Source organism: Rossellomorea aquimaris (genome assembly GCF_001877785.1).
Classification (GTDB): Bacteria; Bacillota; Bacilli; order Bacillales; family Bacillaceae_B; genus Rossellomorea; species Rossellomorea aquimaris_A.
In genome coordinates, this window is record NZ_MINN01000074.1 from 622,529 (window position 1) to 637,032 (window position 14,504).

Sequence of the window (14,504 nt, forward strand, 5' to 3'; positions counted from 1 at the left end):
CTACGTTACTGTACAAGCAATCATGCACAAGCCTGTTATTTAAATCCAGCGTGCAACGGTTAATCTTGTCTGCCTATCGATTTCGCGAATGGTCTCGAGATCAGGATTCTGAATCACTTCATGATTGTCTAAAGCTCTTTCTATCAGATCTTCAATACCCAGGAAAGATATTTTCTTATCCAGAAATAGTGAAACCGCAGCTTCATTGGCTGCATTCAAGACAGTTGTCATGCTTCCCCCTGTGCGGCCTGCTTCGTAAGCAAACCGAAGGCATCTGAAACGCTCCAGATCCATCTTTTCGAAATGCAGTTTTCCGATCTCCGCCAAGTCAAGCCGCTTTGCTCCAGCTCGTTCCAGCCGGTCAGGATATGTCAATGCATATTGGATCGGTGTACGCATATCCGGTGTGCCCAGCTGGGCCATGACGGATGTATCATGAAATTGTATCATTGAATGAATGATACTTTCCCTGTGCTGCAATACATCTATTTTATCGTAAGGGATATCGAACAGCCAATGTGCCTCTATCACTTCCAGTCCCTTATTCATCATGGATGCAGAATCAATGGTGATTTTCGCACCCATCGACCAGTTCGGATGATTGAGTGCTTCGTTAACCGTCACACCAGCAAGATCTTCCCTTGTACGATCCCTGAAGCTGCCTCCTGAAGCGGTTATAATCAATTTTTCTATATTCTTTTCTTTTTCCCCTTGAAGTGCCTGGAAAATCGCAGAGTGTTCACTGTCTACCGGCAATAACGCCACGCCTTTTTCTCTTGCTGCTTCCATTACAATATGGCCGGCGGTTACCAACGTTTCTTTATTGGCGATCGCGATTATTTTACCCGCTTCAATAGCCTGAAGCGTTGGATAAAGCCCTACACTTCCAAGCACCGCATTTACAAGGATATCTGAATCCTGATGGCACGCCACCTGAACCAGCCCTTCTTCCCCCGATAAAATCTTTACACCCGAAGGAACCTCTTTCCTAAGAGTATCGGCGTCTTCCTTTAGCTGAACCGATACCATGAGGGGGTTGAACTCCGCGATCATTTTTCTTGCACCATCTATATTTTTCCCTACTGAAAAAGCAGTCAGCTTGAATTCCTCAGGGTGTTCTCTTATTACATCCAGTGTCTGGGTCCCGATCGAACCCGTTGCACCCATCAAACTTATTTTTTTCAATACTTACTCTCCTCCCGCTCTCACCCTTCCCATCTTTTACAAAAGGAAATAAAGAAGGGGTAAAACAAATAATAGACTGTCGAACCTGTCCAGCATTCCGCCATGTCCCGGCAGTAAGTGACCTGAATCCTTCACTTTGTAATGACGTTTCAACGCTGATTCCACCAAGTCTCCCATCTGACCGAATATCGACAGTATGGCCGTAACGACAATCAGTTTCGGTATGGACATGTCCAGGTCACTGAAGAATGTCATGATGACTCCGACGATGATGGCGCAGACCACGCCCCCAAAAAATCCCTCAATCGTTTTATTGGGACTGATATGCGGCCATAGTTTTTTCTTTCCGATCGCTTTACCGATGAAGTAAGCGCCTGAGTCAGTCGCCCAGATAATGAACAGGGCATAGAAAATTAAGTTAGCGCCGTTTTCAAGGAAACGAATTTCCATAAAGTAAAAATACCCGATCCCGACGTACAAAACGCTCAATAGCGCATAAGCCACATCATCGAACGTAAAACGATTCTTCGTGATGACCGTAAAAGTCAGAAAGATCAAAACGGCAAAAAACGCCAGCTCAATCTTCGAATAGCCGACATTGCTGATGACCCCTATGTATATATCGGGTATTAAAAATACCCATAGTATTCCCAGTGATATCAATCCCGGTATGGAATAGATTTTAAACCCTCTCATTTTCAGTGCTTCATAAAGACTGATTGACGCAATCAGGTACATCAATATGATAAATGGAGATTTACCATAAAGGATGATGGGTAAAAATACCGCTGCTGCAATGATTGCAGTGATAATTCTTTGTTTCATTATGATTCCTCACTTTTTATACCGCCGAATCTTCTTGAACGACCTTGATATGCTTCAATTGCTTCTGTGAATTGTTCTTTACCGAAATCCGGCCATAAACACTCTGTAAACCAAAATTCCGTGTACGCCAACTGCCAAAGCATAAAATTACTCAATCGAATCTCACCGCTGGTCCGGATCAGCAGATCAGGATCTTTCAACTCTTTGGTCATTAAATAAGTTGAAAATATTTCCTCATTCAATTGTTTTTCATCTAGTATACCATTTTGCACGTCATTTAAGACATGCCTTATTGAATCAAGTATTTCTGCACGGCTCCCATAATTCAAGGCGAAGTTCAATATAAGCCCGTCATTTTCTTTAGTTGCTTCAATTGCCTTGCTTACTGCCTTTAATGTATGCGGCGGAATTTCTTCTTTATTTCCCATCATTTTAACCTGAACATTTTCTTCAACCAGTTCAGGCAGGAACGTACCGAGAAATTCTTCCGGAAGTTTCATGAGAAACTCCACTTCCATCTTGGGACGTTTCCAGTTCTCGGTCGAAAATGCATATAAAGTCAAAGCTTCAATCCCTAATTCATTTGCCAGTTTTGTAATTCTGCGGACACATTTCATACCTTCGTGGTGCCCTGCAACTCTTGGAAGAGCTCTTTTCTGAGCCCAGCGGCCGTTGCCGTCCATGATTATGGCGACATGACCCGGGATTGGATGCTTCGCCAGTTCTAGGAATCGTTCTTCAACATCTTCATTATTCTGTTGTCGTTTCCATTGTTTAAGCTTGTTTAGCATAAGATTTCCTCCACCAACAATCCAAAAAATATTTACCTATACTATCATATCAAAAAACAAAGAAGATATCTTCAAGAAAATCCTTTATGCTGTTAAGCACAAACAAGTAATATTCTTATATTCAGCGGTTATTTATAAACGCCGCGTGCTTAAAAAAGGGCCGTCCGATAAGGAATTTGAGTTCGCTTATTGGACAGCCCCTTCATTTTATATATCGGATCAGACTTCTAAGATTTCTTTTTCTTTATCTTTTGCAATGCCATCGATTTTTGCGATGCTCTCGTCAGTGGCTTTCTGAACATCATCAGAGTATCCGCGGAGATCGTCTTCCGTGATATCCCCATTTTTCTCTTTCTTTTTCAAATCGTCATTTGCATCACGGCGGATGTTACGGATTGCAACTTTTGCATCTTCTGCTTCCTTTTTCACAAGTTTGACAAGCTCTTTCCGGCGCTCTTCCGTCAATGCAGGGACCACGATGCGAAGGATATTACCGTCACTTGTTGGTGTGATTCCCAAGTCTGACTTCAGGATCGCTTTCTCGATATCACCTAATGAAGATTTGTCATACGGTTGAATGACAAGCATCCTTGCTTCCGGAATAGAGATACCCGCCAATTGATTCACGGGCGTCGGAGCACCGTAATAATCAACTGTGATTTTATCAAGCAATGAAGCATTGGCTCTTCCCGCGCGGATGCTGGCCAATTCACGGGAAAATGTTTGAATGGCTTTTGTCATTCTTTCTTTTGCATTTGCGATGATTGTATTTGGCATTATGCTTTCCCCCTAACGATTGTACCGATATTTTCGCCAGTAATGGCTCTTTTGATATTTCCGTCTTCCATAATGGAAAACACAATGAGTGGAATGTCATTGTCCATACATAGGGATGAGGCAGTGGAATCCATAACAGCTAGACCTTCTTTCAGCACATCAAGGTAAGACAGTTCTTCATACTTGACTGCCGATTCATCCTTTTTAGGATCTGCGGAATAGACACCGTCCACATTGTTTTTCGCCATAAGGATCACTTCCGCTTCGATCTCAGCGGCACGCAGAGCTGCAGTGGTATCAGTTGAGAAGTATGGGTTCCCCGTACCTGCTGCAAATATGACAACCCTTTTTTTCTCTAAATGACGGATGGCTCTCCTTCTGATATACGGTTCTGCAACTTGACGCATATCAATCGAAGTCTGGACTCTTGTTTCGATTCCGATTTGTTCAAGGCTGTCCTGGAGTGCCAGGGAATTCATGACGGTTGCAAGCATCCCCATATAGTCTGCTGATGCACGATCCATTCCCATTTCACTACCTATTTTACCACGCCAGATGTTTCCTCCGCCAACAACGACGGCAACTTCCACACCCAGCTCGGCAATTTCTTTCACTTCTTCTGCTACGTTTTTAATCACTGATGGATTGATGCCGAAGCCGTCATTTCCAGCCAATGCCTCTCCACTCAGTTTTAGAACGACACGTTTGTATTTAGGAACGCTCATGGGAACCTCCATATGTAATAGAATTTTTCTTGAAAAATAGGGAACACGCCAGGTGTTCCCTACTTAGAGATGTATAACTTCCTTAATCCGATTACTTCTTAACCTGGCTCATTACTTCTTCAGCAAAGTTGTCTTGACGCTTTTCAAGACCTTCTCCAACTTCGTAACGGATGAAGTCTGTCAAAGTAGCTTTGTTGGACTCAAGATATTGACGTACCTTTTGATCAGGATTCTTAACGAAAGCCTGGTCAAGGATACAGATATCTTCAAAGTATTTTCCAAGGCGGCCTTCCACCATTTTTTCAACGATGTTTTCAGGCTTGCCTTCGTTAAGTGCCTGCTGCTTAAGAACTTCACGCTCACGCTCAACTTCTTCTGCAGATACTTGGTCACGTGAAACATATTTAGGGTTTAAGGCAGCTGCGTGCATAGCAACGTCTTTCGCTACGCCTGCATCAGTTGTACCTTCAACTACAGAAAGAACGCCGATGCGGCCGCCCATGTGCAGGTACTCACCGAAAGCTGCGTTATCGCCTTTTGTGCGGATTTCAAAACGGCGCAAAGTGATCTTTTCACCGATTTTAGCGATAGCTGTGTTGATGAATTCAGTAACTGTAGAACCGTTTTTCATCTTTTGATCCATCGCTTCTTCCACAGAAGCTGGTTTTTCAGCAAGCAGATGCTCTGCAAGTTCGCTGACCAGGTTTTGGAAGTTTTCGTTCTTCGCAACGAAGTCAGTTTCAGCATTCACTTCAAGGATGATGGCAGTGTTGCCTTCACTTGTGATGAAAGTAGTTCCTTCAGCAGCGATGCGGTCAGCTTTTTTAGCTGCTTTCGCGATCCCTTTTTCACGAAGGAAATCAATTGCTTTGTCCATATCTCCGTCAGTTTCAGTTAACGCCTTTTTACAATCCATCATACCAGCGCCGGTTTTTTCACGAAGTTCTTTAACCATTTGTGCAGTAATTGCCATAGTGGGTTTCCTCCTTAGTTTAACTATGTAGACTTGAATCATTTCTGCTAGTCAGTATGAACGATTATTCGCTTGTTCATTCCGCAGCATGGAGATGATCAGTCATAGACCGATATCCATGGAATAGAGGACATCGAATGGGCATACTCTTTAAAAAAAGGTGATAAGGGTAAGTCCCTCTTATCACCTTCTCTTTAAATTACTCAGCTGCTACAGCTGCTTCTTCACCTTGCTTAGCTTCTAAAATAGCATCTGCCATTTTACCTGTAAGAAGCTTAACCGCACGAATCGCATCGTCATTCGCAGGGATGACAACATCGATTTCATCCGGATCACAGTTCGTATCAACGATACCCACGATCGGGATGTTCAATTTGCGAGCTTCTGCTACAGCAATACGCTCTTTACGAGGGTCAATGATGAATAATGCATCAGGCAGTGTATTCATATCTTTGATTCCGCCTAGGAACTTAACTAAGCGTTCATGTTCTTTCTTAAGTTGAACTACTTCTTTCTTAGGAAGTACTTCAAACGTTCCGTCTTCTTCCATCTTTTCGATTTGCTTAAGACGTGAAATACGTTTTTGGATTGTTTCGAAGTTAGTAAGCGTTCCACCCAACCAGCGTTGGTTGATGTAGTACATACCAGCACGTTCTGCTTCTTCTTTAACAGATTCCTGTGCTTGCTTCTTCGTACCAACGAAAAGAACTTTACCGCCGTTACCAGCTAATTCTTTCACGAAGTTATAAGCTTCTTCTACCTTCTTAACAGTCTTTTGAAGGTCGATGATGTAGATGCCGTTACGCTCAGTGAAGATGTATCTCTTCATTTTTGGGTTCCAACGGCGAGTCTGATGTCCGAAATGTACACCAGCTTCTAGTAATTGTTTCATAGAAATTACTGACATGTGTGTTTCCTCCTAATGGTTTTAATTTTCCTCCTCCGTTTCCGTCATCTTGGAGCAGAAACTATCCTTCTGAATAGCACCATCCACTCAATCGAGAAACGTGTGTAGTCACACCATGAATACTATAGCATACCTCTTTTGCCCAGGCAAGGATTTATTATGACTTTTGATTAAATTTAATAAGTAGTTCAATCTCGGTTATTCCTTTTCCGAGTTTTTTTGCTATATCTTCAATGGAAAGACCCTTCTCATATAAATGTAATACCTGTGAAATAAGTGTTTCTTCCTCTATGACTTCCGGTAGAATCGGCGTCCATCCATTTTCCTGGTCCGTCACTCCGGCCGGCGAATTGTTCTTATACGCCTTTGCAGCATTCAGACGCTTGTTGGCTGGGGAAACGTGTCCCATGTCAGCGGGAGCAGCTTCGAAATCAGCCTCAGACTTGTCCCTTTGTGGTGCACCACTGCCTTTACGCTGGTGGAAACTGTCAATAAAAGCTTCATTCTCTTCTTTCATTTCTATGAGGTATGCTGATATCGTCTCTTCCATCTCTTCAATCATTTTCCCCTGGCGCCTTTCCAAATCAACATACCTGTTCTGCCTTGTATAGAGGACCACGATGGCAAGGAGACAAATGATATTGAGCAGAAACGAAACAAATAATAAAAAAGTGGACATGATATCACCTGTTCTTGGTTTTGGCATAAAAAAGACTCTACATTTTCATAAGAAGACAGGAACAGCCTTTCAGTCTTACAAATCTTCTCTGTTATTTCTCCTTTAGAAGGTCAGGAGTCAAGAAGGTTTCTCAATTTATAAATGGCCTTTGAATGGATTTGTGAGATCCTTGACGTTGAAAGCTTCATGATTTCACCGATTTCTGTCAGAGTCAATTCCTCTTTATAAAATAAACTTAACACAAGTTGTTCTTTTTCTGATAGTTTCCCAATGGTCAGTTCCAGCTCTGTCAAACTCTCTCCTTTTAAAATTTCCTCTTCGGGAGAGAGTGTTTTATGATCCTTCAATGAATAGCTCTGGGTTTCATGATCTTCATCCGTAAGCTGGTCATCCATGGATAATACATTGGCAAAAAAGTGTTCATTGGTTATCTGATAGACATCCTCAGCTGACATTTCCAATTCCCTCGCTACTTCTTCTGCACTTACATGCCTGAGATGCCTTTGTTCGAGCTCAAGGATTTTCGATTCGATTCTTTTAGCTTTATCCCGTGTCGAGCGGGGGAGCCAATCTTCTTTCCTTAAACCGTCAAGTATCGCTCCTCTTACCCGGAAAGAAGCATATGTATCAAATTTCAAATCCCTGGACGGGTCGAATTTCTGAAGGGCGTCGAGCAATCCCATCAACCCGAGACTTTTAATATCTTCTCTCGAGACGTTTTTCGGCAGGCCGACTGAAATCCGCGCGACATGGTAGGATACAAGCGGCATATATTTCTTTACCAACAAATCACCCGCCTCTGTATCGCGGTTTGATATCCATTTATCCCAATAGTGTTGTTCCTCGGTCCGAGCGGGCTGCTGAGACATAAGACTCCTCCTCCATAAATTTTTGACCTACAATATTTTAATTCCCTCATTCACGGTCCTTACCTGCAGGGTGAAATCCGAAACAAAGAATTCAATTGTCCTCCCTTTGCTTCCTCCTACATCCTCCCCGATGACGGGTATGTTGTTTTTCTCAAGTATTTCTCTCACAGCTTCTACATTCCGGGGACCAATTCTCATCCTGTCGCTCTTTGATGAAAGCTGGAACATCTGGGCTCCTCCGGCCATTTTACATTTCAGCCGGTGAAGGGCCGCCCCCATCCCCTTCAGACTGCGTATCAATTCCTCCACGCCTGAATCTGCATATTTAGCTGAGTTAAGCGGTCCTTCTTTGGCAATCGCGGAACTTGGAAGCATGACATGCACCATGCCGGCAATCCCTACGGTATCGTCATATAAAACGACCCCTACACAAGAACCCAATCCCGAAGTACGTATCGAACCGATGCCCCTTACAGTATTCATATCAGCGATGCCTACTTTTACGACAGTTTCTATCAGTGTCATCCTTTTACTCCAAGCGATTGAAATATGACATGAAGTGAATCGGGATCGGGGAGCAGGAAGAAATGACCGTTCACACTTTCAGATCCCGCTGCCATTTCTTTTATGGCAGTATCGATTACAATTGCATAATCACTTACCTGAGAGATTTCAATCAAGCCGAAACCAATGACTGCCCCTGCCATATCCACCGTCAAGGATGGTACTGAAGGCTGCAGGTTCAGCTGTGTAAAGTCCGCCAGTGAAGACAGATAAGATCCGGAAAGTATATTTCCCAATTCCTGCATGGCCGATAGACCCAGTTCGGAAGGATTCCTGTCTTCAAATGAAAAATGATCATCGCGGAGCATGGATTGTATAAAAGCTTCTGCCTGTTCGAGGGACAGAATAAAAAACATGCTGCCCGGAGCGTCGCCTTCTATCCTCAGAAAGATACTTACCACCACATTGTCTGCGCCGCCGGCCATATCCATCATTTCATCAAAAGAAACGATTTTTACACTGGGGACTTTCATATCAATCTGTTTATCCAATAACACTGATAATGCTGTAGCAGCATGGCCGGCACCGATATTGCCTATTTCTTTTAGTAAATCGAGATGAATGGAGTTTACGGTACGTACATATCCCATGGAATTCGCCTACAATGCTTCAAGGATTTTATCGAGATGAAGTAATATAAGCAGCCTTCTGTCTTTTTTCACTACTCCCCCGATGTATTCTGCTTCTAGCACTCCCACTACTTCGGGGGACGGTTCAACCGCTTCCTTGGAAACATCCAGTACATCATTGGCTGCATCTACAATCAATCCTACTTCTTTGTCCTCAGCCCCTGCGATAATGACCCGGCTGCTGTCGTTCGTTATCGAGGCGCTCAGCCCAAACTTGGATCGCAAGTCGATGATCGGAGTGACAACACCGCGTAAATTTATAACACCTTTTACATATGCGGGAGTCTTTGGAAGCCTCGTTATATGTTCGAGCTTTTCAATTGACCGCACTTGATTGACAGGAATGGCATATTCCTTATCTACTAATTGAAATACGATTAGTTTAAGATCTTCTGTTTTTGTTGTCGTCTCATTCATTTTTGGCTGCCCCCTATTCCCTATTTAATTAATGCATTGCAATCAACAATCAATGCCACCTGTCCGTCTCCAAGAATGGTCGCCCCGGAAATGGCAAATACATCAGTTAAATAATTGCCCAGTGACTTCAGCACAATCTCCTGCTGTCCGATAAAGGAATCGACCACAAGTCCCGCCATCTTTTCCCCTTTACGTACGATCACAGTGGAATAGTAGTCTTCTTCCATTTTTTCTTTTGGTACTTCAAAAACATCCTCAAGGAAGATAAGCGGAACTACTTTACCGCGGAAGTCGATCACTTTTTGATTGTGCGCGTTCATGATTTCCTCTTTTTTTACGATTGCTGTTTCAATAATGGAGGATAACGGTATCGCGTATTTCTCCTTCTCGATTTCAACCAGCATAACCGAAATGATAGAAAGGGTAAGCGGCAATTGAATGGAAAACAATGACCCATTTCCTTCAGTAGAATCTATGGTGATTGATCCGCCAAGGGATTCTATCGTCGCTTTGACTACATCCAGGCCGACTCCCCTTCCGGATATATCGGAAATTTGTTCTGCAGTGGAAAAACCGGAAGCTAAAATCAATTCATAGATTTGACGGTCGGTGAGTGTGTGGGCGGTTTCTTCACTGACGATTCCTTTTTGAACCGCTTTCTCAAGGACCCGGTGTTTATTGATGCCGGCACCGTCATCTTCCAATTCAATGAATACATGATTTCCGCTGTGGTAGGCTTTGAGCTTTACTGTACCCTCTTCCGGTTTTCCGTTCTTCACGCGGATATCCGGTTTCTCGATTCCATGATCGATCGCATTACGGATCAGGTGGACAAGAGGATCTCCTATTTCATCAATAACAGTACGGTCAAGTTCGGTTTCAGCCCCGATAATTTCAATATTGATTTTTTTATTTAGATCTCTTGCCAGCTGGCGTACCATTCTAGGGAATCGATTGAATACTGTTTCAACCGGAACCATCCTCATATTCAAGATGATAGTTTGTAAATCCCCGGAAATACGAGTCATCCTTTCAACCGTTTCATTCAATTCAGGATTTCCGAGGTCTTGGGAAATCTGTTCCAGTCTCCCGCGGTCTATGACAAGTTCTTCAAATAAATTCATCAAGATATCCAAACGCTCGATATTCACTCTTATCGTTTTATTTGCCGGACCTGATTTTTGAGTAGGGGACTTTTCTATTTTTAGTGAATCCCCTTCTTCTTTTCTAGTTGTCTTTGTTTCATCTGTATGTACTGCAGGACTACCCTTAAAAGCAGCAGGGATTATTTCTGAAACTTCCGCTTTCTCTACTTCTGACACTTTCATTACCTTTTTCTCCAGGCTTGCTGCATCTTCATTCGTTATAAGAGTAACGGTAAAAGATTGATCAAATTGCTCTTCTTCCAGCTTATCCACTGAGGGTTCTGATTTAATGATTTCCCCGCTTTTCTCCAAAACTTCAAAGACCATATAGACTCTTGCTGCTTTAAGGAGGCAGTCTTCCCTTAATGAAACAGAAATTTCAAAACACTTCATACCCTGTTCATATGACTGTTCGATTATGGTCTGTTCGTAGGCTTCATATTCAATCGAAGCTTTTTCATGAGCCACGGCTGAAGCTGTCTCTGAGTGGGCATCCGCTTGGACCGCCTGGATCCCTTCGCCTTTTTCAATTGACTGGAGCAAAGTGACCACTTCCGTCACATCCCGCTTCCCATCTCCTCCATTCGCGATGGAAATGACCATCGCTTCAAGGTCATCCACCGATTTAAAGACCACATCCAACACCTCGGGAGAAACATATATTTTCTCGTTTCTGATCCCGTCGAGTACATTCTCCATTTTATGAGTGAGGTTCGCCAGGTCTTCATATCCCATCGTTGCAGACATACCTTTCAAGGTGTGGGCTGCTCGAAAAATTTCATTTACGATTGATAGATTTTCTGGATTCTTTTCCAATTCAAGCAATTGTTCATTGCATGTCTGCAGATTTTCTTTACTTTCCTCAATAAAGACTTCTAAATATTGGCTCATTTCCATATGTTCTACACCTCTCTATCCCATGTATTTCATTATCGATTGACCAATTCCTTCTACATTGACGACTTCGTCTGCAAGCTTTGCAGCTATTACAGATTTAGGCATTCCGTAAACGATGCAAGTTTCATGTGATTCTGCAATCGCTGTAACGTTTCCGGTCTCTTTCAGCTTCATCAGGCCTTCTGTACCGTCAGATCCCATTCCGGTCATCACCACCGCAACTTTTTTGCAGCTGCCGAGAGTGCTTGCTGATTCAAATAAGACATCAACGGATGGACGGTGCCCGTTTCTCGGAGGTTCTTCCTTGGTTAAATGGACCATCAAGTTTGATTCTTCGTTCATTATCCTCATATGGAACCCGCCCGGTGCGATATAGGCAGTACCCTTCTCTAGAAGCTCCCCATGTTCTGCTTCTTTTACCGTTATAACAGCCAGGGAGTTCAAGCGGTCTGCCAGGGATTTCGTAAACCCGGGAGGCATGTGCTGCACGATGGCTACAGGTGCATCCAGGGAGGATGGCAGATTTGTCAGCACATGCTGTAATGCCCTTGGACCGCCAGTCGATGTTCCGATCATGATAAGTCCAGGTTTTTGAATGTCCTGCATTGGGCGGGCAGTTTTACATTCCAGCGCGGACTCATCAATTTCTTCATGATTGACTTTTCTGTTTGGAGAAACCACAGTCGGAGACGGCTGCCCAAGCAGCTTAGTGATCGGCACAAGACTTGCTGTATACACCTTGCGTACGATTTCCTCCTGAATCTTATGCAGGTCCAGTGAAATCGTACCTGAAGGCTTTGCAATAAAATCAACCGCACCATACTGGACCGCTTTAATGGTTTCCTCTGCCCCTTCTTTGGTAGTGGAAGAAAGCATGACAACCGGAACTGGACATTCGGACATTATTTTCTTTAATGCCTCTATGCCGTTCATCTTCGGCATTTCAACGTCAAGGGTGATGACATCCGGTGAAAGATTTTTTATCTTCACCAGAGCGTCTTCTCCGTTGCGGGCAATTCCCACTACTTCCATTTCTTCTGAAGCAGATATGAAGTCACTGATCAGCTTTCTCATAAATGCTGAATCATCGACTACCAGCACTCTTTTCTTCATCTCTTTACCTCCTGAAAAATAAACTCTTTATATTTTTCAAGAACGAAGGTTTCTCGTTTTGAAATTCAAATTTGTCAGATTCATTGAGAAAACGATTTGCAAGAGAATCCAAGGCCAATGAAATTTGCGAACGCGGAAAACTTTTGATCAAGGGAACCTGCATGCTTACCGCTTTTCTTACTGCGGGATCTTCAGGCAAAACCCCCAACGGGATAATTTCCTTTTTCAAAAACTTCCTGGCTGTTTCCTGCAGCCTTGAAAGGGTAAGCAAGCCTTCCTGCTTACTCTCTGCCCTGTTACACACAAGGTAGAATTCTTTCATTTCATCCCTCAAATGGATATATTTCATCATGGAATATGCATCGGTTATCGAAGTCGGCTCAGGAGTGGTGACGACCATAATCTGCTCCATCGTCAACAGGAAATCCAGTGTTCCCTTGGTTGCTCCCGCTCCCATATCAAACACTATATAGTCATACTTTAGAACCAATTGATCCATCGCCTCAAAAAAGCGGTCTTGCTGCTCTTCCTTCCACTCTACTACACTATCAAGGCCATTCCCTCCGCTAATATAGGAAATTCCATGAACATTTTCACATATGACATCATTGATATTAAGGTCTTTATTCCTGATATAATCCATGATTGATAAATGGTTATGACTGCCCAGGAGGATATGGATGTTCCCCATCCCGATATCCATATCAAATAATAGGATCTTCTTATGTGCATTCCCTAATAATATCGACAGGTTGGTTGATATATTTGATTTACCCACGCCCCCTTTACCGCTGACAATGCCTATCGTCTTTGCAGGAGGATGTGAATTCAGAAGCATCTTTTGCCTAAGATGATATGCTTGATCTTTCATAACTGAATCCTTTCAGAAGCAGTCTTCCGATTTCATCGGCATTCACTTCAGTGATATCTTCTGGAACGTCCTGGCCTGTTGTTATATAGGCAATTCCCCTCTGTGTTTCCTTGATGATATTCATCATCGAACCATAACTCGATGTTTCATCCAGTTTTGTAAAAATGTAACGGCTTATATCAATGGAAGAAAATTGGGCGATGATATCTTTCATGTCCGTTTCCTTGCTTGTCAGGGATAACACCAGGAATGTTTCCATGTCCCGCTCAAAGTCTATTATCTTACGCATGTCTTCTACATATTTCTGTTCCCTGAAATTCCTTCCTGCCGTATCTATGAATACATGATCGAAATCCTTGTATTTATCGATTGCTTTATTATAGTCCTCAAGTTTATAAACTACTTCCACCGGCACATTCAGGAGACCGGCATATGTCTTTAATTGCTCAATGGCTGCGATCCTGTATGTATCCGTCGTAATGAATCCTATCTTCATTCTTTTGTCTATCACTGCCTCTGCAGCCATTTTCGCGAGAGTGGTCGTCTTCCCCACACCGGTCGGACCGATAACATTGATATATTTTTTCTTATAACTTATTCCCAACATTGGAATATCCATGATTTCGTTTTTTATAAACTGTCTTGCCCATACAAGCAAATCGGCTTCGACATTGTTTGTTTTTTCTGTATCAAGTTTCAATTTATCATCAAGATAGCTGGCTGCCTGAACGAGAAGTGCCTCTTTTAGACCTTGCTCTTGTAAATGAGTCAGTAGTCGCCGGATTCTTTCATCATACTGCTCGAATTGTTTTGCAGTCGTGAAAGCAGCAATCATATTTTTTAATTCTTTCAACTCTTGCTGAACAGAGTCTTCAGGGATTGATTTTTTTTCTTTAACTGTGTTTTCAGGAGATGATTTCGGTAATGTATGCTGGTGACGAATTTTTTTCATTTCTGCTTTTTCCGTTTCGATCATAGGATCGACTGCAGCAACGACCTCGACCATCTTTTTCTTGAACAAACCCAATATTCCCCCTGTATGCGTCACCTTTGAATTTAAGAGGACCGCATCTTCCCCCAGCTCGCTCCTTACCTTTTTCATAGCTTCATTCATACTGGGTGCTACATATTTCACTA

At 42.9% G+C, this 14,504-nt stretch carries 16 protein-coding genes; all 16 read right to left on the minus strand.

Annotated features, from left to right (window positions below):
- Window positions 1–39: 39 nt before the first annotated feature.
- The gene (dxr, locus tag BHE18_RS06940) at window positions 40–1,185 is read right to left on the minus strand and encodes a 1-deoxy-D-xylulose-5-phosphate reductoisomerase (protein WP_071617855.1); all 1,146 of its coding nucleotides are present in this window, start codon (window positions 1,183–1,185) and stop codon (window positions 40–42) included.
- A gap of 36 nt (window positions 1,186–1,221) precedes the next feature.
- Window positions 1,222–2,010, minus strand: a complete 789-nt coding sequence (locus BHE18_RS06945; RefSeq protein WP_071617856.1) for a phosphatidate cytidylyltransferase — start codon at window positions 2,008–2,010, stop codon at window positions 1,222–1,224.
- A complete protein-coding gene (locus tag BHE18_RS06950; RefSeq protein ID WP_071617857.1) occupies window positions 2,010–2,801 on the minus strand; it encodes an isoprenyl transferase in 792 nt (263 codons plus the stop codon). Before BHE18_RS06950 ends, BHE18_RS06945 begins: the two co-directional genes overlap by 1 nt.
- Before the next feature lie 219 nt (window positions 2,802–3,020).
- The gene (frr, locus tag BHE18_RS06955; protein ID WP_071617858.1) at window positions 3,021–3,578 is read right to left on the minus strand and encodes a ribosome recycling factor; all 558 of its coding nucleotides are present in this window, start codon (window positions 3,576–3,578) and stop codon (window positions 3,021–3,023) included.
- Window positions 3,578–4,303 (minus strand): UMP kinase, encoded by a 726-nt coding sequence (pyrH, locus tag BHE18_RS06960; protein ID WP_032088806.1) that lies wholly within the window; start codon window positions 4,301–4,303, stop codon window positions 3,578–3,580. The genes frr and pyrH overlap by 1 nt, the downstream gene beginning before the upstream one ends.
- A gap of 91 nt (window positions 4,304–4,394) precedes the next feature.
- The gene (tsf, locus tag BHE18_RS06965; protein ID WP_071617859.1) at window positions 4,395–5,276 is read right to left on the minus strand and encodes a translation elongation factor Ts; all 882 of its coding nucleotides are present in this window, start codon (window positions 5,274–5,276) and stop codon (window positions 4,395–4,397) included.
- Between the two features lie 199 nt (window positions 5,277–5,475).
- Complete coding sequence (rpsB, locus tag BHE18_RS06970) at window positions 5,476–6,183, minus strand: 30S ribosomal protein S2 (protein WP_071617860.1); 708 nt, start codon at window positions 6,181–6,183, stop codon at window positions 5,476–5,478.
- A 157-nt stretch (window positions 6,184–6,340) separates the two neighbouring features.
- Window positions 6,341–6,889: a DUF6115 domain-containing protein gene (locus tag BHE18_RS06975; RefSeq protein ID WP_141771821.1), complete on the minus strand. Its 549-nt coding sequence runs from the start codon at window positions 6,887–6,889 to the stop codon at window positions 6,341–6,343.
- Window positions 6,890–6,972: 83 nt separating this feature from the next.
- A complete protein-coding gene (locus tag BHE18_RS06980) occupies window positions 6,973–7,731 on the minus strand; it encodes a FliA/WhiG family RNA polymerase sigma factor (RefSeq protein WP_071617862.1) in 759 nt (252 codons plus the stop codon).
- Window positions 7,732–7,758: 27 nt separating this feature from the next.
- The gene (locus BHE18_RS06985; RefSeq protein ID WP_071617863.1) at window positions 7,759–8,256 is read right to left on the minus strand and encodes a chemotaxis protein CheD; all 498 of its coding nucleotides are present in this window, start codon (window positions 8,254–8,256) and stop codon (window positions 7,759–7,761) included.
- A complete protein-coding gene (locus BHE18_RS06990) occupies window positions 8,253–8,885 on the minus strand; it encodes a chemotaxis protein CheC (RefSeq protein WP_071617864.1) in 633 nt (210 codons plus the stop codon). Before BHE18_RS06990 ends, BHE18_RS06985 begins: the two co-directional genes overlap by 4 nt.
- Before the next feature lie 9 nt (window positions 8,886–8,894).
- Window positions 8,895–9,341, minus strand: a complete 447-nt coding sequence (locus BHE18_RS06995; protein ID WP_071617865.1) for a chemotaxis protein CheW — start codon at window positions 9,339–9,341, stop codon at window positions 8,895–8,897.
- Between the two features lie 20 nt (window positions 9,342–9,361).
- Window positions 9,362–11,383 (minus strand): chemotaxis protein CheA, encoded by a 2,022-nt coding sequence (locus BHE18_RS07000; RefSeq protein WP_071617866.1) that lies wholly within the window; start codon window positions 11,381–11,383, stop codon window positions 9,362–9,364.
- 15 nt (window positions 11,384–11,398) lie between these two features.
- Window positions 11,399–12,496 carry a protein-glutamate methylesterase/protein-glutamine glutaminase gene (locus BHE18_RS07005; RefSeq protein ID WP_071617867.1) on the minus strand — a complete coding sequence of 366 codons (1,098 nt, stop codon included), beginning with the start codon at window positions 12,494–12,496 and terminating at the stop codon, window positions 11,399–11,401.
- A gap of 4 nt (window positions 12,497–12,500) precedes the next feature.
- Window positions 12,501–13,367 carry a MinD/ParA family protein gene (locus BHE18_RS07010; RefSeq protein ID WP_071617868.1) on the minus strand — a complete coding sequence of 289 codons (867 nt, stop codon included), beginning with the start codon at window positions 13,365–13,367 and terminating at the stop codon, window positions 12,501–12,503.
- Entirely contained in the window at window positions 13,342–14,502 is a 1,161-nt protein-coding gene (gene flhF, locus BHE18_RS07015) for a flagellar biosynthesis protein FlhF (RefSeq protein ID WP_328585876.1), read from the minus strand. The genes BHE18_RS07010 and flhF overlap by 26 nt, the downstream gene beginning before the upstream one ends.
- Window positions 14,503–14,504: the final 2 nt, after the last annotated feature.

Bases quoted from the DNA above. Each gene is read 5' to 3' on its own strand.
- BHE18_RS07000 (WP_071617866.1), bottom strand. From the start codon at position 11,383: ATGGAAATGAGCCAATATTTAGAAGTCTTTATTGAGGAAAGTAAAGAA.
- BHE18_RS07010 (WP_071617868.1), bottom strand. From the start codon at position 13,367: ATGAAAGATCAAGCATATCATCTTAGGCAAAAGATGCTTCTGAATTCA.
- frr (WP_071617858.1), bottom strand. From the start codon at position 3,578: ATGCCAAATACAATCATCGCAAATGCAAAAGAAAGAATGACAAAAGCC.
- pyrH (WP_032088806.1), bottom strand. From the start codon at position 4,303: ATGAGCGTTCCTAAATACAAACGTGTCGTTCTAAAACTGAGTGGAGAG.
- BHE18_RS06990 (WP_071617864.1), bottom strand. From the start codon at position 8,885: ATGGGATATGTACGTACCGTAAACTCCATTCATCTCGATTTACTAAAA.
- BHE18_RS06945 (WP_071617856.1), bottom strand. From the start codon at position 2,010: ATGAAACAAAGAATTATCACTGCAATCATTGCAGCAGCGGTATTTTTA.
- rpsB (WP_071617860.1), bottom strand. From the start codon at position 6,183: ATGTCAGTAATTTCTATGAAACAATTACTAGAAGCTGGTGTACATTTC.
- BHE18_RS06975 (WP_141771821.1), bottom strand. From the start codon at position 6,889: ATGCCAAAACCAAGAACAGGTGATATCATGTCCACTTTTTTATTATTT.
- BHE18_RS06980 (WP_071617862.1), bottom strand. From the start codon at position 7,731: ATGTCTCAGCAGCCCGCTCGGACCGAGGAACAACACTATTGGGATAAA.
- BHE18_RS06950 (WP_071617857.1), bottom strand. From the start codon at position 2,801: ATGCTAAACAAGCTTAAACAATGGAAACGACAACAGAATAATGAAGAT.
- BHE18_RS06995 (WP_071617865.1), bottom strand. From the start codon at position 9,341: ATGAATGAGACGACAACAAAAACAGAAGATCTTAAACTAATCGTATTT.
- tsf (WP_071617859.1), bottom strand. From the start codon at position 5,276: ATGGCAATTACTGCACAAATGGTTAAAGAACTTCGTGAAAAAACCGGC.
- BHE18_RS07005 (WP_071617867.1), bottom strand. From the start codon at position 12,496: ATGAAGAAAAGAGTGCTGGTAGTCGATGATTCAGCATTTATGAGAAAG.
- BHE18_RS06985 (WP_071617863.1), bottom strand. From the start codon at position 8,256: ATGACACTGATAGAAACTGTCGTAAAAGTAGGCATCGCTGATATGAAT.